This is a genomic window from Actinomycetota bacterium, from assembly GCA_014360645.1.
In the GTDB taxonomy this organism is placed as follows: Bacteria; Actinomycetota; Geothermincolia; order Geothermincolales; family RBG-13-55-18; genus Solincola_B.
This window is the reverse complement of the sequence record JACIXD010000006.1, coordinates 83668-106038: the sequence shown is the minus strand read 5'-3', so window position 1 is coordinate 106038 and position 22371 is coordinate 83668. Positions and strand designations below refer to the sequence as shown.

Here is a 22371-nt window from a genome sequence, read left to right as displayed (position 1 = left end):
AGATGGCCTTCACCTCGGAAGTGAAAGACGAGCTGGCGCGGCTCGGGCCGCCGCGCCGCTGCTGCAGCCTGGCCGAGCTCTCCGCCCTCCTGCGCCTGGAGGGTTCGCTGCACATCCTGGGGCCTCACCGGGTGGCTCTGCACACCGAGAGCGAGAACGCCGCCGTGGCCAGGAAGATGTTCTCTCTCCTCAGGGAGCTCTTCGACCTCGCACCGGAGCTGCGGGTGGAGAAGGCGCCGCGCCTCAGGGGACACAACTGCTACTGCCTTTTCCTGGCAGAAGATCCCCGCCTGGCACAGGTGCTCAACGAACTCCATCTCCTGGACGACGCCATGCGCCCGGTGATGGGGGTGCCGGCCCGCCTCACCAGGAGGACCTGCTGCGCCGCCGCCTACCTTCGAGGGGCCTTCCTGGGAGGCGGCTACGTGAGCCGGCCGGAGAGCCCCGCCCATCTGGAGATAAACGTGCGCCACCTCGAGATGGCCGAGGGGCTGGCGAGCCTGGCGGGACGTTTCGGTCTGGAGATGAGCGTGAACCGCAGGCGCGACCTCTACTGCGTGTACAGCAAGGGCCGGCGGGAGCAGGCCGACCTCCTCGCCCTCATGGGGGCCCACGCCGCGGTGTTGAGGCTGCAGAGCGACGCGGTGATGCGGGAGATGCGCGCGGGGGTCAACCGCCGCGTGAACAGCGAGACCGCCAATCTCGAGCGCGCCGTGGACGCGGCCCAGAGGCAGCTGCGGGACATCAGGCGCATCGAGGAGGCCATGGGCCTGGAGAGCCTCTCGCCCGCCCTGAGAGAGGTGGCATTGACGCGCCTGCGGCACCCCGAGGCGAGCATGCAGGAGCTGGGGGCCTGCATGCAGCCTCCCCTGAGCAAGTCAGCCGTCCACCACCGCCTGCTGCGCATCCGCCGCATCGCCTCAAGCCTGTGAGGCTTGTCCGTTCCTGCAGTGCCGGCGAGCGCACCCGTTAATGCGTGCCTTCTTTGCTGCCGGAAGGTCTCGTCCGTGACTTTGTCGCGGTCCCGGAGAGCGCCTTGGCGCAGGCGAACGCGGGCAGGCGATGTTTACCAGACACGCTAAATGCTTATAATGGCTTGTGGAAAGGCATCGGCAGGATATCCCGGCGACACGGGAGCGAGTCGAAGGAGGTATGCGACATGGCCGCAAGAGTGGGCATAAACGGTTTCGGCAGGATCGGGCGCCTGTTTCTGCGCGCGGCCGCCGCCAAGGGCGTGGAGGTGGTGGCGGTCAACGACCTCACGGACACCAGGACCCTGGCGCACCTCCTCAAGTACGACACCGTCTTCGGCAAGTATCCCGGCAGCGTGGAGGCGGGCGAGGGAGAGCTCGTCGTGGACGGCAGGAGCATAAAGGTCCTCTCGGAGCGTGATCCCGCCCTGCTCCCCTGGAAGGACATGGGGGTAGAGGTGGTCATCGAGGCCACCGGCGTGTTCACCGCTCGCGAGGGGGCCGCCAAGCACCTGGAGGCAGGGGCGCGCAAGGTGGTGATCACCGCCCCCGCCACCGACCCGGACATCACCGTGGTCATGGGGGTCAACCATGACCGCTACGACGCGGAGAAGCACCACATCATCAGCAACGCCTCCTGCACCACCAACTGCCTGGCGCCCGTGGTCAAGGCGCTCATGGACGCCATAGGGGTGGAGAGCGGCTTCATGACCACCGTGCACGCCTACACCAACGACCAGCGCATCCTCGATTTCCCCCACAAGGACCTGCGCCGCGCCCGGGCGGCGGCGGGGAACATCATCCCCACCTCCACGGGAGCCGCCAAGGCCATCGGCCTGGTCATCCCGGAGCTCAAGGGCAAGATGGACGGCATCGCCATGCGCGTGCCGGTGATGGACGGCAGCGTGGTGGACCTGGTGGCGGTGCTCTCGCGCGAGGCCGGCAAGGAGGAGATCAACGCCGCCGTGCGCGCGGCCGCCGAGGGCCCGCTGCAGGGCATCCTGGAATACACCGAGGACCCCATCGTCTCCTCGGACGTGATCGGCAATCCCGCCTCCTCTGTGTTCGACGCCGCCTCCACCATGGTCATGGGCAGGATGTGCAAGGTGGTGTCCTGGTACGACAACGAATGGGGTTTCTCCAACCGACTGGTGGACCTGCTGGGCATCCTGCTGCCGTGAGGTGGGCCGCCATGGCGGTGAGAAGCGTGCGCGACCTGGAGGTCGCGGGGAAAAGAGTGCTGGTGAGGGTGGACTTCAACGTCCCCCTCGACGAGTCGGGCGGGGTGAAGGACGACACGCGCATCAGGGCCGCGTTACCCACCCTCGAGCTGCTGCGGGAGCGCGGGGCGGCCTTGGTGGTCATGTCCCACCTGGGACGCCCCAAGGGAAAGGTGGTGGAGGAGCTGCGCCTGGACGGCGTGGCCGCAAGGCTGGGCGAGCTCCTCGGCGTGGCGGTGCGCAAGATCGACCTGGTGGTGGGGGAGGAGGCCGAACGGGCAGCCGCCGCCCTCTCCCCCGGCGAGGTGCTCATGTTGGAGAACCTGCGCTTCGAGGAGGGGGAGGAGAAGAACGACCCCGCCTTCGCGGCTGCCCTGGCGCGGCTGGGGGACCTCTACGTGGACGACGCCTTCGGAGCCGCACACCGCGCCCACGCCTCGGTGGTGGGGGTGGCGGAGCTCCTGCCCTCCGCGGCGGGCCTGCTCATGGAGAAGGAGGTTTCCGTGCTCCAGGGCCTGCTGCGCGACCCCGCGCGACCCTTCGTGGCGGTGCTCGGCGGGAGCAAGGTGTCGGACAAGCTCAAGCTCCTGGGCAACTTCCAGAGACTGGTAGACACCATGCTCATCGGAGGAGGGATGTGCTTCACCATGCTCAAGGCGCAGGGGGTGGAGATCGGCGCCTCCCTGTGCGAGGATGAGCTGCTGGATGAGGTCAAGGGGGTGCTTGACCCTGTGGAGGAGGGAAGCGCCGCGGTGGTGCTGCCGGCCGACCTGGTGGTGGCGGAGCGCTTCGAGGCCGACGCTCCCAGCAGGGTGGTGAGCGCAGGTGAGATACCCGCGGGCTGGATGGGCCTGGATATCGGTCCGGACACGGTTAAGGATTTCAAGCGTCACCTGGAGGGCGCGGCGACCATCTTCTGGAACGGCCCCATGGGGGTGTTCGAATGGGAGCGCTTCCAGGAAGGGACGCGCGCGGTCGCCGAGGCCATCGCCTCCTCCTCTGCGGTGAAGGTCGCCGGCGGCGGCGACACCATAGCGGCCATCGAGAAATACGGGCTCCGCGAGGCCTTCACCCACATCTCCACCGGCGGCGGGGCCTCCATGGAGATGCTGGAAGGAAGGGTGCTGCCGGGAGTGGCGGTGCTGGAGAAGGAGCAGGGGTGATGGAGATGAGGACGCCGCTTATCGCCGGCAACTGGAAGATGTACAAGACCAACCAGGAGGCGGTGGAGCTGGTGCGCGAGCTTACCGCCGGGATGGAGAGCACGGAGGCCGCGGAGGTGGCCGTCTGCCCTCCCTTCACCGCCCTCGCCGACGTCTCGCGCCTGCTATCCGAGACGGGGTCGCGGGTGGCGCTGGGAGCCCAGAACGTCTATCCGCGCCGCGAGGGCGCGTTCACGGGAGAGATATCGCCCCCCATGCTCAAGGTCCTTGGGGTGATCTACGTCATCGTCGGACATTCCGAGCGCCGCGAGATCTTGGGGGAGGACGACCAGCTGGTGTCCGCCAAGGTGCGCGCGGTGCTGGACGAGGGCATGACCCCCATCCTCTGCGTGGGAGAGACCCTGGAGGAGCGCGAGGCGGGCGACGCCTTCAGGAAAGTGCAGTCCCAGCTCGAGGCGGACCTGGCGGAGGTCGGCGTCGGGGAAGCGGCCGGCCTGGTGATCGCCTACGAGCCCATCTGGGCCATCGGCACCGGCAGGACGGCCACTCCCGCAGACGCCCAGGAGATGAACTCCTTCATCCGGGAGCGTCTGGCCGCGCGCTTCGGAGACGCCAACGCGCAGTCAGCGCGCGTGCTCTACGGGGGGAGCGTGAAGCCGGACAACGCCGGGGAGCTCATGGCCATGCCGGACATCGACGGCGCCCTGGTGGGAGGGGCCAGCCTGAAGGCGGGGGATTTCCTGGCCATCGTGCGCGCCGCCACATGAGCGCTGGCCGCGGGGAGAAAGGCCGTACCTGCGGCGGGCGGGCCCGCGGGCACGTCCTTATGTTATAATGAACCCTCGTATCGAGGAGGTATTGAGCCGTGGACGTATTGAAGTACATCATGCTGGTCTTCTTCTTCCTTTCCAGCGTCTCCATGACCGTCTTCGTGCTGCTGCATTCCGGACGCGGCGGAGGCATGTCCAGCCTCTTCGGAGGCGCATCCGTGGGAGGCGCGGCGGGAACCCAGATCGTGCAGAAGAACCTCGACCGCATCACCATCGCCAGCGCCGTGGTCTTCGTGGTCTCCACCCTGGTGCTCATCTTCATCTACAAGTAGCGGGGGTGTCCCCGTCGCGAATCCTCTGCTTCGCGAGGAAGCGCGGGCGAACCGCCTACCGCGAAGTCCTGAACGTGTATAATAATGCGGTTAAAGCGTTTGTCGCCGCGCCGCGGCAGCGGCGTTGCAGGAGGAAAGGAGGGGAAGTGTCCCAGCGCCACCTGTTCACTTCGGAGTCGGTCACCGAGGGACACCCGGACAAGATAGCCGACCAGATCTCGGACGCCATACTCGACGAGGTCTACAAGGACGACCCCTTCGGACGTGTGGCGGTGGAGACCCTGGTCACCACGGGGCTGGTGGTGGTGGCGGGGGAGATGACCACCTCTACCTACGTGGACATCCCGGGGACGGTGCGCCGCACCATCGAGGAGATCGGCTACACGCGGGCCAAGTACGGCTTCGACCACGAGACCTGCGGGGTGGTGGTCTCCATCGACCCCCAGTCCTCGGATATCGCGCAGGGCGTAGACCACGCCCTGGAGGAGAGGACCGGCGAGGCCGAGGACGAGATGCTGGACTCCCTGGGCGCCGGCGACCAGGGCATGATGTTCGGCTACGCCTGCAACGAGACCCCGGAGCTCATGCCCATGCCCATACTCCTTGCCCACAAGCTGTGCCACCGCCTCTCAGAGGTGCGCAAGGCGGGCGTCCTCCCTTATCTCAGGCCCGACGGCAAGAGCCAGGTGACGGTGGAATACGAGGGCGACCGCCCGGTGCGCGTGGACACGGTGCTCATCTCCGCGCAGCACCGTCCCAACGTGGACATCGAGGAGCTGATGAAACCGGACCTCATCGAGCACGTCATCCATCCCGTGCTCCCTCCGGATATGTACGACCGCAGCCTCCGGGTGCTGGTGAACCCCACCGGGAAGTTCGTCACCGGGGGCCCCATGGGGGACACGGGACTCACGGGACGCAAGATAATCGTGGACACCTACGGCGGCATGGCGCGCCACGGAGGGGGTTGCTTCTCGGGCAAGGACCCCACCAAGGTGGACCGTTCCGCGGCCTACGCGGCCCGTTACGTGGCCAAGAACGTGGTGGCCGCAGGCCTCGCCGACCGTTTCGAGGTTCAGCTGGCCTACGCCATCGGCGTGGCGCATCCAGTATCGGTGATGGTGGAAGCCTTCGGTACGGAGAAGGTCCCCCTCGAGGTCATCGAAGCCCTCATCCGGGAGTACTTCGACCTCCGTCCCGCGGCCATCATCAGGGACCTGAAGCTGCGGCGGCCCATCTACAGGAAGACGGCGGCCTACGGGCATTTCGGGCGCCAGGACAAGGACTTCGCCTGGGAGCATACCGACAAGGCGGAGCTGTTGCGCAAGGAGGCCGGTATCTAGGAGAGCCCGGAAAAGGCGGCCGGAAGTCATTCCGGACCATGACCAGCGGAGGAGCGGGAAGATGGCGGTCCTGCCCATAAGGACTTTCGGAGACCCGGTGCTCAAGGAGAGGTGCGCGGAGGTCGAGCGCATAGACTCCGACGTGGAGAGGTTGGTGCGCGACCTCATGGATTCCATTCCCAGGCCGGGCGGTGCGGGGCTGGCCGCGAACCAGATCGGCGTGGTCAAACGGGTCTTCGTATACGAGAACGAGGGAGAGCTCGAGGCGTGCATAAACCCGCGCATCGTCTTCGCGTCGGAGGAAGAGGTAGAGGAGGTGGAGGGCTGCCTGAGCCTGCCGGGGCCCGTCCTCCCCGTGAGCCGGCACCTTTCCGTGGAACTGGAATACCTGGACCTCACGGGCGAGCTGAGGCGCGTTCACGCCGAAGGTTGGCTGGCAAGGGTCTTCCAGCACGAGATGGACCACCTGGACGGAAAGCTCATCCTGGAACGCACCGACCGCGTGAGCCGCGTGGAAGCACTGCGCATGCTTGAGGAGGGGTGGGAGCCAGGCGTCGGCGGTCAGCGCGGGAGTGGGGCCCGCTGATGCGCTTGCGGGGTGCGGAACCGAGATACCTGTTCGTCGGCAGCGGAGATTTCGCGGCCGCCCTCCTGCGTGAACTGGCGGAGGCCGGGTTCCGTCCCCGGCGGGTGCTGACCCTCCCCGACCGGCCAGCGGGCAGGGGGCGCAAACCGCGCCCCACCCCCTGCAAGGCGGCGGCTCTGGAGGCTGAGCTGGCGCTCACGGAAACCTCTCATCCCGGCGAACCCGGCTTCCGGGAAGCCTTGAGCCGCGAGCATCCCGAGGTGGTGCTGGTGTCCGATTATCGCATCATCCTCCCCCGGGAGATCCTGGAATATCCTCCCAGGGGATGCGTGAACGTGCATCCCTCCCTGCTCCCGCGCCACCGGGGCGCCGCGCCCATCCGCAGGGCGCTAATGGAAGGGGATGAAAGGAGCGGCGTCTCCCTCATGCTCATGGACGAGGGCATGGACACCGGCCCCATCATCGCCGCCCGGGACACCGCGGTGGAAGAGGATGACGACGAACGGTCTCTGCGACTGCGCCTCGCCGCCTTAGGCGCCACGCTGGTGGAGAACTGCCTTCCCCTCTGGGTGGACGGTTACCTGGAGGCGCGCCCGCAGGGTGAGGAGGGAGCCAGTTACGCGCCCCCCATCCAACCCGGGGAGCTGCTCCTGGACTGGACCAGGCCGGCGAGGGAGGTCTTCAACCGCGTGAGGGCGCTCGCGCCCCGTCCCGGTGCCTATACCTACCTGCGCGGCCGGAGAATCAAGATTCTGCGCGCCGTGCCGGAGCGCACGCGGCCGGAGCTGGAGCCGGGGATGCTCTCGTCCGGCGGCGGAGGACTGCTCGTGGGCACGGGAGAGGGAACGCTGCGCATCCTCGAGCTGCAGCCGGAGGGAAAGAGGGCGATGTCGGCGGAGGAGTTCCTGCGGGGTTACCGGCCGGCGGAGGGGGAGCGCCTGGGAAAGGAGCCTGCATGACAGCGTCTCTGCCGGCGCGGGATCTCCAGCGGTCTGCGGATGGGAGCATGATGCGGCGGGAAGGCTACAATCAGTTCCGCGCTTTGCCCCCGTCCTGATGATGGCCGGTCCGTCGGGCGAAGGGGTGCGCGCCGTGCAGCTCGGCGGCCCGGCAGCGAAGCGGGCGGGGGACGCATGGGACGAGGATGGACCCAGCAAGCGCGGGAGGCGCGGCGGAACGGATGGATGTCGTTGACATGGGGGGCCGGTTCGCGGAGACTTCTCGGAAGGAAGATAGCGGGGCGCGGCGGCGTTGGAGAGGAGAGCGGCTCTGAAATAACATGCGGGGCGAGGCGACGGGCGAGCGGAAGGCGAGCGGGATGAAGGGCGCAAGGCCGCCTGAGGGGCGAGGGGGATGAAAAGAAGAGCGGGGCGCGGCGGCGTTGGAGAGGAGAGAGGTCGGGAAACGGCATGCGAGGCGAGGCGACGGGCGAGCGGAAGGCGAGCGGGATGAAGGGCGCAAGGCCGCCTGAGGGGCGAGCGGGAGGAAAAAGTCAGCGGGGCGCGGCGGTGGGCAAGCGCAAGGCGAGCGGAAAGGGAAAGCGAGGTACCCCGCCCCCCGGTGCGCGGGAGCTCGCCTTCGACCTCACCCGCCGGGTGAACGACGGCGGCGCATACCTGGGTCTCCTGCTGCGCTACTCGCTGGGGAAGTCACGCCTCGCACCGCGCGACCGCTCCCTGGTGGCGGAGCTGTGCTACGGGGTGCAGAGGCACCGCAACCTGCTGGACCACCTGATATCCCAGCTCTCGGACCGCCCCCTGGAGGAGATCGATGGCGCGATCCTGGACGTTCTGAGGCTGGGCATGTACCAGCTCTACCGCCTGGGCATCCCCGGCCATGCCGCCGCCAATGAGAGCGTATCCCTGGCGAAGGCGCGCCTGGGGCCGGGACCGGCATCTTTCGTCAACGCGGTGATGCGGAGGGCGGTGGCGGAGAAGGACTCCCTGTCCCTGCCGCCGCGCGAGGACACGCCGGAATATCTCGAGGTGGTGCACTCGCATCCTCGCTGGCTTGTGGAACTGCTATTGGCGCGCATGGCCCCGGAGGAAGCCGAGGCGCTGTGCGTCAGCGACAACACCATCCCCTCCCTCACGCTGCGCGCCAACCCGATGCGCATCGACGCCCCCGGACTGCTGGCGAAGGTCGAGGAGAGAGGCGGAGCGGGGGAGCTTTCACCCGCGCTGCGCGAGGCGGTGCGGGAGGTTTCTCTATCCTATCCCGCTCTGCAGGACCTGCTGTGCGAGGGGCTCTGCGTGGTGCAGGACGAGGGGTCCATGCTGGTGGGGTACGCCGTCTCTCCCGGAGAGGGCGACCTGGTGGTGGACGCGTGCGCCGCTCCCGGTGGCAAGGCTACCCACCTGGCCACGCTCGGAGGGCCCGCCTGCCGCGTCCTCGCGGTGGACGTCAACGCCAAACGCCTCGAGGCCATGAAGAAGTCCGTGGAGCGCCTGGGACTGGAGAACGTCGCGTTGCTGCAGGGCGACGCCCACGGACTTCCGGACCTGGTGGACGGGGAAGCCGACCTGGTCCTGGTGGACGCCCCCTGCTCCGGACTGGGAACCCTGCGCCGCAACCCGGAGCTCAGGTGGCGCAGGAAGCCCGAAGACCTCCCCGGCTTCACGCGCCTTCAGGCCTCACTGCTGGAGGCGGCGGCGCGCACGGTCCGCCCCGGCGGCGCGGTGGTCTATTCCGTGTGCACCTATACGCGCGAGGAGACATCGGAGGTGGTGGAGGCCTTCCTCGCCCGGCACGGCGATTTCCACGCCGCGGACCTCGGCGCCTTTCTGCCCGAGCCCTATCGCTCCTCGTTGTCGCCCGACGGGTATGCCCAGTTGATGCCGCACCTCCACGGCTGCGAGGGCATGTTCATCGCCCGCCTCGAGAGGAGTTGATGGAAACGGGGCCCGGCGCTCCGGAGGAGTGACCGAGGGACTCACCCGTGCCCCGGATTCCCGCTGGAGCACCGCCGGCTCCTCCGGCGGCACGTCCGGAGGTTTTGCCGTCACCGTGAAGACCTCAGCGCCGAGCCCCAAAGGTGTTGTTGTCACCCCGCTTAATAGGGCGTGATGCTCTTCATAGCAGAGTCGCAAATCCTCCGGCGGCACGTCCGGAGGTTTTGCCGTCACCGTGAAGACCTCAGCGCCGAGCCCCAAAGGTGTTGTTGTCACCCCGCAGAAATATAATGTGTGAGGACGCGAGGATGAGGCGTCGAAGACGATCGGGGCGGTTGCCGGTCGAGCACATATGCGGCGTGGATCAGTTCAGGAGGAGTGAAAGTGGAGAAACAGAAGGCTCTGGAGATGGCGCTGGTGCAGATAGAGCGCCAGTTCGGCAAGGGCTCCATCATGAAGCTTGGCCAGGACAACCACCGCTTCCAGGTGGAGGCCATACCCACCGGCGCCCTCTCCCTGGACCTGGCGCTGGGCATAGGGGGAGTGCCCAGGGGGAGGGTGGTGGAGATATTCGGCCCCGAATCCTCCGGCAAGACCACCGTGGCCCTGCACATCATCGCCGAGGCGCAGAAGAGGGGGGGCATCGCCGCCTTCATCGACGCCGAACACGCCCTTGACCCGGGTTACGCCAAAGCCCTGGGGGTGGACGTGGACGAGCTCCTGATCTCCCAGCCGGACACGGGAGAGCAGGCGCTGGAGATAGCGGAGATGCTGGTGAGGAGCGGGGCGCTGGACGTGGTGGTCATCGATTCCGTGGCCGCGCTGGTGCCGCGCCTGGAGATCGAGGGCGAGATGGGGGAGGCCCATGTAGGCCTGCAGGCGAGGTTGATGTCCCAGGCCTTGCGCAAGCTCGCCGGAACCATAAACAAGTCCAACACCACCGCCATCTTCATCAACCAGCTGCGCGAGAAGATCGGGGTGATGTTCGGAAGCCCCGAGACCACCCCGGGAGGCAAGGCGTTGAAGTTCTACGCCTCCGTGCGCCTGGACATCCGCAAGATCGAGAGCATCAAGCAGGGGGCGGAGATAACCGGCAACCAGGTGCGGGTGAAGGTGGTCAAGAACAAGATGGCGCCTCCTTTCCGCAAGGCCGAGTTCGACATCATGTACGGCAAGGGCATCTCCAGGGAAGGCAACATCCTCGACCTCGCGGTGGAGCACGGCCTGGTGAAGAAGAGCGGCTCTTGGTACACCTACGGAGACGAGCAGCTCGGGCAGGGGAGGGAGAACGCCAAGCAGTACCTGAGCGATAACCCCCAGCTCCTGGAAGCCCTGGATACGAGGTTGAGGGAGATGCTCAACCTCTCCAGGACCACTTCCCCGCTGCCCGAAAGGGAGGAGGCCAAGGAGGTGCCGAACGGAGACGGGAAGGGAAAATAGCTCCGGGCAGGAGGGCGGGGAGGTCAGGCGTGCTCTGTCCCGTGCCCTTAGAATGCTCTCCTACCGCCAGCGGAGCAGCCACGAGATAAGGGAGGACCTGCTGGCCAGGGGGTTCTCGTCTGAGACGGCGCGGGGTGTGGTGGAGGACCTGGAGGCGCGGGGCCTTCTCGACGATGCGGCGCTAGCGCGAGCGCTGGTGGCCGCGGCACAGCGGTCGCGTCGCGGGAGCGGGCGCGTCTACGGCGAGCTGCGGAGGCGGGGGATCGGGAGAGAGGTCGCAGAGGAGGCCATGCGCCGAGCCTTCGACCCCGACAGGGAGAGCGAGGACGCAGCTCGCATCGTAGCCGCCGTGCTTACGGAGCGTCCTCACGAGGACCGGGCCGAGGCGCTGAAAAAGGCAGCCGGTCTCCTCGCGAGAAGGGGATTCTCGCCGAGCTCCATATCTCGAGCTCTGGAAGGCTTTCGGACATGACCCGAGCCTCGCAGGGCAAGGCGATATCCGCTGCCATGCAACCGACCTTTCAGGGTTGTATGTCCCGCGGGCCCGGATAAAGCCGTCCCGCGAAGGATCAAGGCCCGACCTTTGACCCGGCCCCGGCGAGCTCCTCGATAAACGGGAAAAATCGGTTCTGCGCGGAAACCGCGGCTCCTCTCTACGCATGAAAAGACAGGACCGCTTTCCTTGACAGTGCAGGTGGCTACTCCTAGAATTTAATCAGGCTTAAGGTGTTCGTTCGTTCTTCAGGCGATCAGTCGCCTTAGGGATATACCGTTGGAGGCAGGTCTAAAGAGGGCCAAGACGGTAAATCTAAATCGCAGATTTAAGCCTTATGCCGAGATAACACTCGGCATTTTTGCGTTAAGTAAGGGGTTAAACCCCGGCTTTACATAAACGAAGGGAGGAGTATCCATGGTTGTCGTAAGCATAGTGATCGGCGTGGCGGCCCTTGCCTGCGGGCTGCTGGGTGGCTACCTGGCCAGGAAGTTCATGGCCGAGGCGAAGATATCCTCGGCGGAGGAGGAGGCCAGGAGGATAAAGCAAGAGGCGGAGAAGGTCGCCGAGACCAGGAAGCGTGAAGCTCTAGTCGAGGCTAAGGATGAGATCTTCGCCATGCGCAGCGAGGCGGAGCGGGAGATAAAGAACCGTCGCAGCGAGCTCCAGAGGCTGGAGCGCCGGCTCCTGCAGCGCGAGGAACAGCTCGACAACCGGGCCGAGAACCTCGAGAAGAGGGAAAGGTCGCTGGCAGCCAAGGAGAGCGAGATCCAGGACATGCGCGAAGAGGTGAAGAGGACGCTGGATGAGCAGAGGTCCAAGCTGGAGAGCATCGCCGGTCTTTCGAGGGAGGAGGCCAAGCAGCTCCTGCTCACCCAGGTGGAACAGGAGACCAAGCGCGAAGCGGCTCAAGTGATCAAGAAGATCGAGAGCCGCCTGCGCGACGAGGCGGACAAAAAGGCCAAGCACATCATCGCCAACGCCATCCAGAGATGCGCGTCCGACCACGTGGCCGAGACCACGGTATCGGTGGTCCCTCTGCCCAACGACGAGATGAAGGGGCGCATCATCGGCCGAGAGGGCAGGAACATCCGCACCTTCGAGACCCTCACCGGCATCAACCTCATCATCGACGACACCCCGGAGGCGGTGATCCTCTCCAGCTTCGATCCCGTGAGGAGGGAGATAGCCCGGCTAACCCTGGAGAGGCTCATAACCGACGGGCGCATCCAGCCCGCGCGCATCGAGGAGATGTACGACAAGGCCAAGGCCGAGGTGGAGGCGGAGATCAAGGAGGTCGGCGAGCAGGCCGTCTTCGAGGTGGGCCTACACGGCGTGAACCACGAGCTGATGAGGGTACTCGGCCGCCTCAAGTACCGCACCAGTTACGGACAGAACGTGCTCAAGCACTCCATAGAGGTGGCGCATCTGGCCGGGATAATGGCCGCGGAGCTGGGCACCGATATCAAGCTGGCCAAGCGCGCCGGCCTGCTGCACGACATCGGCAAGGCCATCGACCACGAGGTGGAGGGCTCGCACGCCATCATCGGTGCCGAGCTGGCAAAGCGCCTCAAGGAGAGCGAGGCGGTGGTGCATGCCATAGAGGCTCACCACGAAGAGGTGGAGGCCCACAGCATCGAGGCGGTGCTGGTGCAGGCCGCGGACGCCATAAGCGCGGCCCGGCCGGGAGCGCGGCGCGAGACCCTGGAGAGCTACATAAAGCGCCTGGAGAAGCTGGAGACCATCGCCGATTCCTTCGAGGGGGTGGAGAGCTCCTATGCGCTGCAGGCGGGGCGCGAGATCAGGGTGATGGTGAAATCGGACGTCATCGACGACCTGGGCTGCGTGACGCTGTCGCGCGAGATCGCGAGACAGATAGAGGACGAGCTGGAATATCCCGGACAGATCAAGATCACCGTGGTGAGGGAGAAGCGCGTGGTTGACTACGCCAAGTAGGCGCAACCCCCTCCCGGCCTGTCTGCCTCGCCCGCCTGCGGCGTTCAGGATGCGGGCATCGCTGCCGAGATGGAGAATAGAGATCGCGGAGAGAGCGACGGACCGGGCAGGGATGTGATCGCAGGTGTCGAGGACGGATGGAGATGAGAGCGATCTCCTGGGGTTCATCAGGAGCTTCGCCGACCACAATACCTTCACCGTCGAGGAGGACCTCGGCCACGGCTACGTGAGGCTGAGGATAACCGAGGCGGAGCGCCGCCAGGCTCTGCAGGACATCCGCTCCGTAGAGGACGTGGTGAAGGAGCTGGTGCGCAACGCGCGCGACGCCGGGGCGCACGAGATCTACGTCTCCTTCCAGAAGGAAAGGGGCCGCTGGCGCAACATCACCGTGCTGGACGACGGCGGCGGCATCCCGGCCCCCCTGCACCGCAAGATCTTCGAGGCCCGCGTCACCTCCAAGGTGGAAGGGGTGGTGGAGGACGCCTTCGGGGTGCACGGCAGGGGCATGGCCCTCTTCTCCATCAAGCAGGTGGCTGAAGAGGTCAGGCTGGTGGATTCCGTGGAGGGATGCGGCACCATCATCTTCGCGCGCCTGGATACCCAGAAGGTACCGGAAAAGAAGGACCAGTCCACCTTCCCGCGCCTGGAGAGAGACGAGGAGGGCAGAGCCGCGGTGGGGGGAGGACCGCGCAACGTCCCCCGGGTGCTGGCGGAATACGCCCTCGGCTGCGAGGGGGTGCGCTTCTTCCTGGGCTCCAACGCCGAGGTGCTGGCGACCCTTTATCACCGCTCCCAGGAGCTGCGCAAGGGCTGGGCGGAGGGCAGGGGCGGGGAGACCTGGCCGCTATGGTTCGATCTCGGGGGCATGAGCGAGGGACGAGCCCTGCACCGTTTCGCCCTGGAACGGCTGGGGCTGAGCGTGTCCGAGCGCAACGCCTTCCGTATCCTGGAATACGAGATACCTCCCCTCATGAGCGTGAACGAGCTCCTGGACGAGGGAGGGCGCGACTCCCCCCCGCGGCGGGCCGACCTCCACCGCCAGCCACGGGCGGTGTGGACCGACCACCTGGCGCGGCGCCTGGAGCAGGAGGACCTAGAGAGGATCTCCGGATCGCTGCAGGACCTCCTGCGGGAGATGGGGGAGAGGCACCTCCTGCGTTTCGAGCCCCCGGTCATCAAGAGGCGCAAGAACCGCATCATCATCTCCCTCGCGCTCCACGACCGGGAGGACGACGGCTGAGGGGATCCGGGAAGGCGCAATCCTTTCGCGCCATGCCGAAATGGTATATCATAATTCACTATTCAGGGATGTCGGCAGCGTTTCAAGGCGGTAGTACCGGGAGGAGTAACGGGACATGGAAGTGCTCAAGGTTTCTTCGAAGTCGAACCCCAACTCGGTCGCCGGAGCCCTGGCGGGCGTGTTGAGGGAGGCGGGCAGCGCCGAGATCCAGGTGATCGGTGCGGGGGCCCTCAACCAGGCCATCAAGGCCATCGCCATCGCGAGAGGGTTCGTGGCGCCGAGCGGCATCGACCTGGTCTGCATTCCCGCCTTCACCGACATCATCATCGACGGCGAGGAGCGCACGGCCATCAGGCTGTCCGTGGAGTCGCGCTGATCCGCGGCCGTCCATCAGACCGCGCCGCTTCGCGGGGCAGCCCTTTCTCAGGAGGAAAATTGCAGGTCCTCAAGGCGATATTGCTGGTGGTGGCCATCGTCTCCGTGCCCGCGCTCAGCTTTTTCCTCATCAGGCTGACCCTCAAGGCGGGGCGGGGCATCGACCACCTCAACCGAACCCTCGACGACGCGCGTCCCCAGGTCAACATGCTGCTAACCGGCCTCAACCACACCCTGGAGGAGGTCAACGGAGAGCTGGAAAAGATCTCCGCCATGACCGGCGAGGTGCAGGAGATGCTGGGGATGGCCGAAAGCGGCATGCGCTCGGTGGAGGGGGCCCTACGTTCGCCCCTGGCGCGTCTGGGAGGCATGCTCGCCGGTTTCGCCGGCACCTCGCTGCTCTTCCGGGGGGCGGCGCGCAGGTTGCGCAGACATGGCGAGAGGTAGGGGAGGTAGGTCCAGATAGCCGAGGTCATCCTCTCCACCGCATCCCTTTTCAGCTTCGCCCTCGATGACGCCTTCCGGCTCGCGGCGGAGGCTGGATTCACGGGCGTGGAGCTCATGGTCACTAAACGCGCGGACACCCAGAGCGGCGAGCTGGTCGCCGAGCTGGCCGCCGCTCACCGCCTCGAGGTCCGCGCCATACACGCGCCCTTCCTACTTGCAGCCAAGAAGGTATGGGGCGATCACCGCGGCAAGATCGACGCCTCCGTGGCCATGGCCAGGGAACTGGGGGCGATGGTGGTGGTGGCGCATCTTCCCTATCTCTGGCAGTGGGGATACGCACGCTGGCTGCGGCGCGAAGCGGAAGCCCGCTGCGAGGCTGCGGGGGTCACGCTGGCGGTGGAGAACGCCATGCTGGTCAAGGCCCACCGCCCGCTCAATCTCAGCCTCTACAACAGCCTCGAGGAGCTGGCAGGGTTCCCCCACCTCGTCTTCGACACCAGCCATTTCGCCATCGCGGGCGTGGACATCTTCCGGGCCTGGGAAAGACTGGGAGAACGCGTCCGCCACGTTCACCTTTCCAACAATTACCGCAAGGGGTTCGACGACCACGCACTGCCCTTCGAGGGCAGGTTGCCTCTGGACCGTTTCCTGCGCCTTATCGCCCGGGACGGCTTCGCGGGATGCGTGTCCCTGGAGCTGGGGCCGGGGCCGCTGGAGGCTAGGCTGGGCGAGGCCAGGCTGGTGGACAACCTGAGGCGCAGCCTGGAGTTCTGCCGCGAGCACCTCGCGGCGGGCAACTGAGCCGCAGGAACCCTCTTCCCGCGCCGCCTGCGTTAATATGTATGTCATGGAGAGGAGATACGCCCTGCTCACCTTCGGGTGCCAGATGAACATCCACGACTCCGAGCGCATAGCGGGCTTGCTGGAGCGGGAGGGGTGGAGGGAGGCCGAGCCGGAAGAGGCCGACGCCATCATCCTCGTGACCTGCTGCGTACGGGAGAGCGCGGAGCGCAGGCTCTACGGCAGGCTGTCCGCGCTGCGACCGCTGAAGGAGAGGAACGGTGCTCTGATCGCCGTGGGCGGCTGCCTGGCGCAGAAGGAGGGCGAGATGCTGCGAAGGAAAGCGCCCCACGTGGACCTTATTTTCGGGACCCACCAGTACCCGCAGATCGCCGTTCTCCTGGAGCGGGCGGCACAGGGCGCCGTATGCAGCACGGCCATGGGCGGGCTTTCGCCGCGCGGGCTGCCCGCCCGGCGCCGGGAGGACTTCCGAGCCTGGGTCACCATCACCAACGGCTGCGACAACTTCTGCTCCTACTGCGTGGTCCCTTACGTGCGGGGGGAGGAGACCAGCCGCCCCGTGGAGGAGGTCATGCGGGAGGTGGGGGAGCACGTGGCGGCCGGCGCCCGGGAGATCAACCTCCTGGGACAGAACGTCGATTCCTATCGGCGCAAGGAGGAGGGGAGGAGCCGTTTCGCCGACCTGCTCAGGGCCTTGGGGGCTTCCTTTCCGGAGGTGTGGCTGCGCTTCACCACCTCGCACCCGAGGGATTTCGACCTCGAGGTGATGCGGGCCATAGCGGAGACCCCCGGGGTATGCGAGTATGTGCACCTTCCGCTGCAGGCCGGGTCGGACCGCGTGCTGGAGGCCATGCGGCGCGGCTACGGGAGGGAAGAATACCTGGAGAAGGCCAGGGCCCTGAGGCGGGAGGTGGAGGGGGTGGCGCTGTCCACGGACATCATCGTGGGTTTCCCGGGAGAGAGCGAGGAGGATTTTCGGGACACCCTGGAGATGGTGGAGCTCTGCCGTTTCGACACCGCGTTTACCTTCGTCTTCAACCCGCGGCCGGGAACGCCCGCGGCCCAGCTAGCGGATGACGTGCCCCACGAGGTCAAGCGCGAGCGCATGTCCCGGCTGACCGCCCTGACCCGCCGCCTCACCTCCCAGGCCCTGCTGGCGGAGGTGGGGAGGGAGCTGGAGGCGCTGGTGCACGGCCCCAGCCGCAGGGACCCCAATTTCTGGGCGGCGCGCACGCGCCGCAATCTCCCGCTCCACTTCCAGCGCGGCGGAGAGGACCTCACGGGCAGGTTCGTGCGCGTGCGCGTGACCGGCGCGGGGAGCTGGAGCCTGCGGGGAGAGCTCTTGGAGGTGATGGGCTGAAATGCCGCCATGCGTGTTTCATGCCCCCTATGCCGTTCACAAACGCTGCTTCGGCCGGGAGGTGACGGGCTGAACCGCCGGGGATCGCGTGCACGTTTTCCGCCCAGCGTACCTGGGTATGCTATACACGGAGTCGGGAACGAAAGCCCCTGCGGCCTCCGGGCCGAGGCCTGGAGGCGAACTCACGGAAATGAGTCGAAGGAACGGCTAAGTGAAGGAGGAAGGAGCCTCATGAGCGGGGGCGCGGGATATAGAAAGGCGGGGGTGACGGCATGACCAGGAAGGAAGGGATGGCGGCAGGCTGCATCGTGCCCCATCCGCCGCTGCTCGTACCGGCCATCGGCGGGCGAGACCTCGAAAAGGTGCGTTCCACCCGACGAGCCATGGAGGCCCTCGCGCGTAGGTTGGCGGAACTCGCGCCCAGGGTGCTGGTGATGATCTCCCCCCATACCCCCATGTACCGCGACTCCTTCACCGTCAAGGGCTCCCCCGAACTGACCGGCAGTTTCGCCGCCTTCGGCCAGCCGGGGGTGCGCATCTCCAAGCGCAACGACCTGGAGCTGGTGGAGGCCCTGTTGCGCGTGGCCGGAGAGGAGGGGCTGCCGCTGGCACCGGTCTCAGCGCGGCCGTCCCGCTGGCTGGAGGGGGGAGAGGAACTCGATCACGGCCTCCTGGTTCCCCTTTACTACCTGGACCAGGCCTTCGAGACCCCCGTGGTATCTCTTTCCATCTCCGGCCTGTCCTACCAGGACCATTTCCAGCTCGGGCGCGCGGCGGCCAGGGCTTGCGAGGAACTGGGTCGCAGGGCGGTGTTCGTGGCCAGCGGCGATCTCTCGCACCGCCTTTTGCGGGGAGCTCCGGCGGGATACAGTCCACGGGGGGCGGAGTTCGATTCCCGCATCCGGGACATCGCCGCGGGCGGGGATTTCGACTCCCTGCGAGACATCCCCGAGGATCTGGTGGAGGAGGCGGGGGAGTGCGGCTTTCGCTCCATCCATGCTCTCTGGGGAGCCCTGAAGGACGGCGACCTGGTTAACGAGGTTCTGTCCTATGAAGGCCCCTTCGGGGTAGGGTATCTTGTGTCGTTGCATACGCGTGTGAGCTAGGAGGTGTTCCCCGTGAAGGACGAGGCGGCGCGGCAGGAGGAGAGTCCCCACGTCAGGCTGGCGCGGGCCGCCATCGAGGCCTGGGTGAGGGAGGGAAGGCGGCTGCGGGCTGCGGAGTCCGGAAACCTGGGCGGGGAGCTGGAGGAGAAGGCCGCCGCCTTCGTGAGCCTGAAAAAGCGGGGAGAGCTGAGGGGTTGCATCGGCACCTTCCAGCCCTGTTACGATAACCTCGCGGAGGAGATCATCAGCAACGCCATCAGCGCCGCCACGCGCGACCCCCGCTTTCCGCCCGTGACCGCGGAGGAGATACCGGAACTGGAGATCAGCGTGGACGTGCTCAGCGATCCCGAGCCGGTCCCCGACGCCTCCCATCTCGACCCCAAGCGCTACGGGGTGATCGTGAAGAGGGGAGGGAGGATAGGGCTTCTTCTGCCCGACCTCGAAGGGGTCGACAGCGTGGAGCAGCAGCTCGAGATCGCTCGCGCCAAGGCCGGCATCGCCGAGCACGAGCCCGTACAGCTCTTCCGCTTCACCGTGACCAGACATCACTGACGGGTCGAGATGGCCGGAGCGGGCGGCGAGATAAGGGTTGCGGCCATCCTGGGGCCCACCGCGGTGGGCAAGAGCAGGGTCGCCGTGGAGCTGGCTTCGCTATGTCCGCTGGAGATCATCTCCGTCGATTCCATGCAGGTCTACCGGGGCATGGACATCGGGACCGCAAAGCCGGACGAAAGCCTGCGCCGTCGCGTCGTCCACCACATGATCGACGTGGTGGAGGCGCAGGAGGAATACTCCGTGGCCCTCTTCCAGGCGCAGGCCAGGGATATAATGGCAGATACAGCGGCGCGAGGCAGACTCCCTCTGCTGGTGGGAGGGACGGGGCTCTACTTCGAGGCCGCGGTCTTCGACCTGCGCTTCCCGCCCGGCAGCCGCGATGACCGGCTGCGGCGCGACATCGAGGACTGGGCGCGCAGGGATCCCGAGGGACTGCGCCGCAGTCTCGCGGAGGTGGACCCGGATTTCGCATGCGGCGAGGGGATGGAGAACCTGCGGCGGGTGGCCAGGGCCATGGAGGTCTACCGCCGCACCGGCAGACCGTTTTCCTCCTTCCAGGTGAAGAGGGGACAGCAGAGGCCCCTCTACCGCTACGCGGGCGTGGTGTTGACGCTGCCGCGCGAGGAGCTTTACCGACGTATCGACCGCCGCGTGGAGGAGATGTTCGCGGCCGGCCTGGTGGAGGAGGTGCGCGGGCTGCTCTCCCGGGGAGGGCTGTCGCGCACCGCCGCCCAGGCCCTTGGGTACCGGGAGGTCATCCGTCACCTTGACAGGGGGATACCCCTCGAGGAAACTATCACTGAAATCAAGCGGAGGTCCCGCAATTACGCCAAGCGCCAGCTGACCTGGTTCAGGCGCGTACCGGGGCTCTTGTGGATGGAGATGGAAGGGGAGGAGGGCCCCGGCTCCTACAGCGCCGCGGCCCGCAGGATCCATGATCACGTGGCAAGAGAGCTCGGACTCGGGTGAGGGCCGCGGAGCACGTGCAGGCGCCGCCGCCGCGTGCTCTCGGCAGGCGGTGAGTCGTATACACCGGCGGTGAGGTCATGAGGTTTTACAAGTATCACGGCACCGGGAACGACTTCGTCATCCTGGACGGCTTCACGGGAACCCCCGTGCCCTCGGCGGGGGAGGTGGAGGCCTGGTGCAGGAGGCATACGGGCATCGGCGCGGACGGGGTGATCCATACCGCTCCCTCCGAAGCCGGGGGAGACGCCCGCATGCGCATCTTCAACGCCGACGGGAGCGAGGCCGAGATGTGCGGCAACGGCATCCGCTGCCTCGCCAAGTATCTCTACGAGCGTGCGGGCATCACCAGGAAAGAGATGCTCATAGAGACGGCTGCGGGGATGAAGTCCCTGCGCCTGGAGGTGGAAGAGGGAATGGTGCGGGAGGTGGAGGTGGACATGGGCATGCCGGACCTGGCATCCCCGGACCTCCCTTCGTACGGCGATCCCTCCAGGCCGGGGATGGTGAACCTCGAGCTCGGGAACGGCGCCTCGCTGGAGGTCTTCTGCGTGTCCATGGGAAACCCCCACTGCGTGATCCCGGTGGGGGACATCGAGGAGGCTCCTGTCGCCACCCTGGGACCGGAGATAGAGGTACATCCCGCCTTCCCGCGGCGCACCAACGTGGAGTTCATGGAGCCCCGCGGCGGCGACCGACTCCTGGTGAGGGTCTGGGAGCGGGGAGTGGGGGAGACGCGGGCTTGCGGGACCGGCGCCTGCGCCGCGGCGGTTTCGGCGGTCAACCTGGGCCGGAGTTCCTTTCCCGTGCGCGTGACCCTGCCCGGAGGAGACCTGGTCATATCCGCCGACGAACACGGACACCTGCTCATGCGGGGTCCGGCGGTGGAGGTCTTCATGGGCGAGCTCTCTCCCTCCTTCTATACGGACCGGTGACGGGCAAACGAGAACGCGTGAAGGAGGAGAGGTGAAGGTCGCCAGGCGCATCTCGGAGCTGCCGCTCCGGGGGTGAGCCGCAAGCCGCAACCGGGGGTGGACGGACCGCAGACGGAAAGCGTGAAGGAGGAGAGGTGAAGGTCGCCAGGCGCATCGCTGAACTGCCGCCATACCTGTTCGCCGAGATCGACCGGATAATCGAGGAGAAGCGATCGCGGGGAGTGGAGGTGATCAACTTCGGGGTGGGAGACCCCGACCTCCCCACCCCTCCCCATGTGGTGGAAAGGCTGAGCGCGGAGGCGGCGCGCCCCGAGAACCACCGCTACCCCTCATACCGCGGTATGGCGCGTTACCGCGAGGCGGCGGCGGAGTGGTTCCGGAACCGCTTCGGCGTGGGCCTCGACCCGGAGAGGGAAGTGCTCGCCCTCATCGGCTCCAAGGAGGGCATCGCCCACCTTCCCTTGGCCCTGCTCGATCCGGGCGATCTTGCCCTGGTGCCCGACCCGGCTTACCCCGTTTACCGCACCTCGGTGACCTTCTGCGGCGGAATTCCCATGGAGGTGCCCCTGGAGGAGGGGGAGGGATTTCTTCCCAGGCTGCGCGACATCCCCGAGGAGACCTGGCGCTGCGCGGAGCTCATCTTCCTCAACTATCCCAACAACCCCACCGCCGCCGTGGCCGACCACGCCTTCCTGGAAGAGCTGGTGTTTTACGCTCGCCGACACCAGGTGGTCATCGCCCACGACCTGGCCTATTCCGAGATCACCTACGACGGCTACGTGGCGCCCTCTGTGCTGGAGATAGATGGGGCGAAGGAGCTCGCGGTGGAGTTCCACTCCCTCTCCAAGACCTACAACATGACCGGCTGGCGCGTGGGCTTCGCGGTGGGGGGCAGGGACATCATCTCCGCCTTCGCCGCGGTGAAGGAGAACATCGACTCCGGCGTCTTCAACGCCGTACAGCTCGCGGCGGTATCGGCGCTTGAGGGACCCCAGGACTGCGTGGAGGCCAACCGCGAGATATACCGGCGCAGGAGAGACATGCTGGTGGAGGGCCTGCGTTCCTTGGGCTGGGAGGTGGACCCGCCTAGGGCCACCCTGTACGTGTGGATGAAGGTCCCGGAGGGCTACGATTCCGCCGCCTTCGCGAGGGAGCTGCTGGAGAAGGCCGAGGTGGTGGTGGCCCCCGGCTCCGCATACGGGCGTCGGGGTGAAGGTTACGTGCGTTTCTCGCTCACCCTGCCGGACGGGCTTATCCGCGAGGGCATCGAGCGCATGAAGAGAGCGTTCTCCTGAGCCGCAGCCGCGACTCGCGGTCGCGCGGCGGTAGCGCCTGCACGGCGTGACCCGAGCCGCGGGAGGTCCGGGGAGGCGGGGAAGACGAGGCAGCGGCGTGCGGGCGGCCCTCGGGGCATGGAGGGA

General features: G+C 66.8%; 20 protein-coding genes and 1 pseudogene. All 21 read left to right on the top strand.

Annotated features, from left to right (window positions below):
- Positions 1–2: 2 nt before the first annotated feature.
- The 21 genes and pseudogenes from whiA to H5T74_07005 all read left to right on the top strand — a co-directional run bounded on the left by whiA (position 3) and on the right by H5T74_07005 (position 22245).
- Positions 3–932 (top strand): DNA-binding protein WhiA, encoded by a 930-nt coding sequence (whiA, locus tag H5T74_07105; GenBank protein MBC7230142.1) that lies wholly within the window; start codon positions 3–5, stop codon positions 930–932.
- Positions 933–1159: 227 nt separating this feature from the next.
- Complete coding sequence (gene gap / locus H5T74_07100; protein MBC7230141.1) at positions 1160–2152, top strand: type I glyceraldehyde-3-phosphate dehydrogenase; 993 nt, start codon at positions 1160–1162, stop codon at positions 2150–2152.
- A gap of 11 nt (positions 2153–2163) precedes the next feature.
- The gene (locus tag H5T74_07095; GenBank protein MBC7230140.1) at positions 2164–3354 is read left to right on the top strand and encodes a phosphoglycerate kinase; all 1191 of its coding nucleotides are present in this window, start codon (positions 2164–2166) and stop codon (positions 3352–3354) included.
- 5 nt (positions 3355–3359) lie between these two features.
- Positions 3360–4121 carry a triose-phosphate isomerase gene (locus tag H5T74_07090; GenBank protein ID MBC7230139.1) on the top strand — a complete coding sequence of 254 codons (762 nt, stop codon included), beginning with the start codon at positions 3360–3362 and terminating at the stop codon, positions 4119–4121.
- Between the two features lie 119 nt (positions 4122–4240).
- On the top strand, positions 4241–4456 hold the full coding sequence (gene secG, locus H5T74_07085) for a preprotein translocase subunit SecG (protein MBC7230138.1): 216 nt from the start codon (positions 4241–4243) through the stop codon (positions 4454–4456).
- A gap of 146 nt (positions 4457–4602) precedes the next feature.
- Entirely contained in the window at positions 4603–5799 is a 1197-nt protein-coding gene (locus H5T74_07080) for a methionine adenosyltransferase (GenBank protein MBC7230137.1), read from the top strand.
- A gap of 61 nt (positions 5800–5860) precedes the next feature.
- A complete protein-coding gene (def, locus tag H5T74_07075) occupies positions 5861–6385 on the top strand; it encodes a peptide deformylase (protein ID MBC7230136.1) in 525 nt (174 codons plus the stop codon).
- Positions 6385–7344 carry a methionyl-tRNA formyltransferase gene (fmt, locus tag H5T74_07070; GenBank protein ID MBC7230135.1) on the top strand — a complete coding sequence of 320 codons (960 nt, stop codon included), beginning with the start codon at positions 6385–6387 and terminating at the stop codon, positions 7342–7344. The genes def and fmt overlap by 1 nt, the downstream gene beginning before the upstream one ends.
- A gap of 489 nt (positions 7345–7833) precedes the next feature.
- A complete protein-coding gene (gene rsmB, locus H5T74_07065; GenBank protein MBC7230134.1) occupies positions 7834–9276 on the top strand; it encodes a 16S rRNA (cytosine(967)-C(5))-methyltransferase RsmB in 1443 nt (480 codons plus the stop codon).
- 384 nt (positions 9277–9660) lie between these two features.
- Entirely contained in the window at positions 9661–10716 is a 1056-nt protein-coding gene (recA, locus tag H5T74_07060) for a recombinase RecA (protein MBC7230133.1), read from the top strand.
- 52 nt (positions 10717–10768) lie between these two features.
- On the top strand, positions 10769–11188 hold the full coding sequence (locus H5T74_07055; GenBank protein MBC7230132.1) for a RecX family transcriptional regulator: 420 nt from the start codon (positions 10769–10771) through the stop codon (positions 11186–11188).
- Between the two features lie 438 nt (positions 11189–11626).
- Positions 11627–13165, top strand: a complete 1539-nt coding sequence (gene rny / locus H5T74_07050; GenBank protein MBC7230131.1) for a ribonuclease Y — start codon at positions 11627–11629, stop codon at positions 13163–13165.
- A 124-nt stretch (positions 13166–13289) separates the two neighbouring features.
- Positions 13290–14405 carry a sensor histidine kinase gene (locus tag H5T74_07045; GenBank protein MBC7230130.1) on the top strand — a complete coding sequence of 372 codons (1116 nt, stop codon included), beginning with the start codon at positions 13290–13292 and terminating at the stop codon, positions 14403–14405.
- A gap of 115 nt (positions 14406–14520) precedes the next feature.
- Complete coding sequence (locus H5T74_07040) at positions 14521–14781, top strand: stage V sporulation protein S (protein ID MBC7230129.1); 261 nt, start codon at positions 14521–14523, stop codon at positions 14779–14781.
- A gap of 59 nt (positions 14782–14840) precedes the next feature.
- Positions 14841–15227: a DUF948 domain-containing protein gene (locus tag H5T74_07035; protein ID MBC7230128.1), complete on the top strand. Its 387-nt coding sequence runs from the start codon at positions 14841–14843 to the stop codon at positions 15225–15227.
- A gap of 105 nt (positions 15228–15332) precedes the next feature.
- The gene (locus H5T74_07030; protein ID MBC7230127.1) at positions 15333–16028 is read left to right on the top strand and encodes a sugar phosphate isomerase/epimerase; all 696 of its coding nucleotides are present in this window, start codon (positions 15333–15335) and stop codon (positions 16026–16028) included.
- Positions 16029–16074: 46 nt separating this feature from the next.
- On the top strand, positions 16075–17388 hold the full coding sequence (miaB, locus tag H5T74_07025) for a tRNA (N6-isopentenyl adenosine(37)-C2)-methylthiotransferase MiaB (protein MBC7230126.1): 1314 nt from the start codon (positions 16075–16077) through the stop codon (positions 17386–17388).
- Between the two features lie 290 nt (positions 17389–17678).
- Positions 17679–19046, top strand: a pseudogene (gene amrA, locus H5T74_07020) (AmmeMemoRadiSam system protein A).
- A 9-nt stretch (positions 19047–19055) separates the two neighbouring features.
- Complete coding sequence (gene miaA, locus H5T74_07015; GenBank protein MBC7230125.1) at positions 19056–20018, top strand: tRNA (adenosine(37)-N6)-dimethylallyltransferase MiaA; 963 nt, start codon at positions 19056–19058, stop codon at positions 20016–20018.
- A 77-nt stretch (positions 20019–20095) separates the two neighbouring features.
- Positions 20096–20950 carry a diaminopimelate epimerase gene (locus H5T74_07010; GenBank protein MBC7230124.1) on the top strand — a complete coding sequence of 285 codons (855 nt, stop codon included), beginning with the start codon at positions 20096–20098 and terminating at the stop codon, positions 20948–20950.
- 134 nt (positions 20951–21084) lie between these two features.
- A complete protein-coding gene (locus H5T74_07005) occupies positions 21085–22245 on the top strand; it encodes an LL-diaminopimelate aminotransferase (GenBank protein MBC7230123.1) in 1161 nt (386 codons plus the stop codon).
- Positions 22246–22371 lie beyond the last annotated feature (126 nt).

Coding starts and splice junctions, on each gene's coding strand:
- whiA (MBC7230142.1), top strand. CDS start 3: ATGGCCTTCACCTCGGAAGTGAAAGACGAGCTGGCGCGGCTCGGGCCG.
- gap (MBC7230141.1), top strand. CDS start 1,160: ATGGCCGCAAGAGTGGGCATAAACGGTTTCGGCAGGATCGGGCGCCTG.
- H5T74_07095 (MBC7230140.1), top strand. CDS start 2,164: ATGGCGGTGAGAAGCGTGCGCGACCTGGAGGTCGCGGGGAAAAGAGTG.
- H5T74_07090 (MBC7230139.1), top strand. CDS start 3,360: ATGAGGACGCCGCTTATCGCCGGCAACTGGAAGATGTACAAGACCAAC.
- secG (MBC7230138.1), top strand. CDS start 4,241: ATGCTGGTCTTCTTCTTCCTTTCCAGCGTCTCCATGACCGTCTTCGTG.
- def (MBC7230136.1), top strand. CDS start 5,861: ATGGCGGTCCTGCCCATAAGGACTTTCGGAGACCCGGTGCTCAAGGAG.
- fmt (MBC7230135.1), top strand. CDS start 6,385: ATGCGCTTGCGGGGTGCGGAACCGAGATACCTGTTCGTCGGCAGCGGA.
- rsmB (MBC7230134.1), top strand. CDS start 7,834: ATGAAGGGCGCAAGGCCGCCTGAGGGGCGAGCGGGAGGAAAAAGTCAG.
- H5T74_07055 (MBC7230132.1), top strand. CDS start 10,769: ATGCTCTCCTACCGCCAGCGGAGCAGCCACGAGATAAGGGAGGACCTG.
- rny (MBC7230131.1), top strand. CDS start 11,627: ATGGTTGTCGTAAGCATAGTGATCGGCGTGGCGGCCCTTGCCTGCGGG.
- H5T74_07040 (MBC7230129.1), top strand. CDS start 14,521: ATGGAAGTGCTCAAGGTTTCTTCGAAGTCGAACCCCAACTCGGTCGCC.
- miaB (MBC7230126.1), top strand. CDS start 16,075: ATGGAGAGGAGATACGCCCTGCTCACCTTCGGGTGCCAGATGAACATC.
- miaA (MBC7230125.1), top strand. CDS start 19,056: ATGGCCGGAGCGGGCGGCGAGATAAGGGTTGCGGCCATCCTGGGGCCC.
- H5T74_07010 (MBC7230124.1), top strand. CDS start 20,096: ATGAGGTTTTACAAGTATCACGGCACCGGGAACGACTTCGTCATCCTG.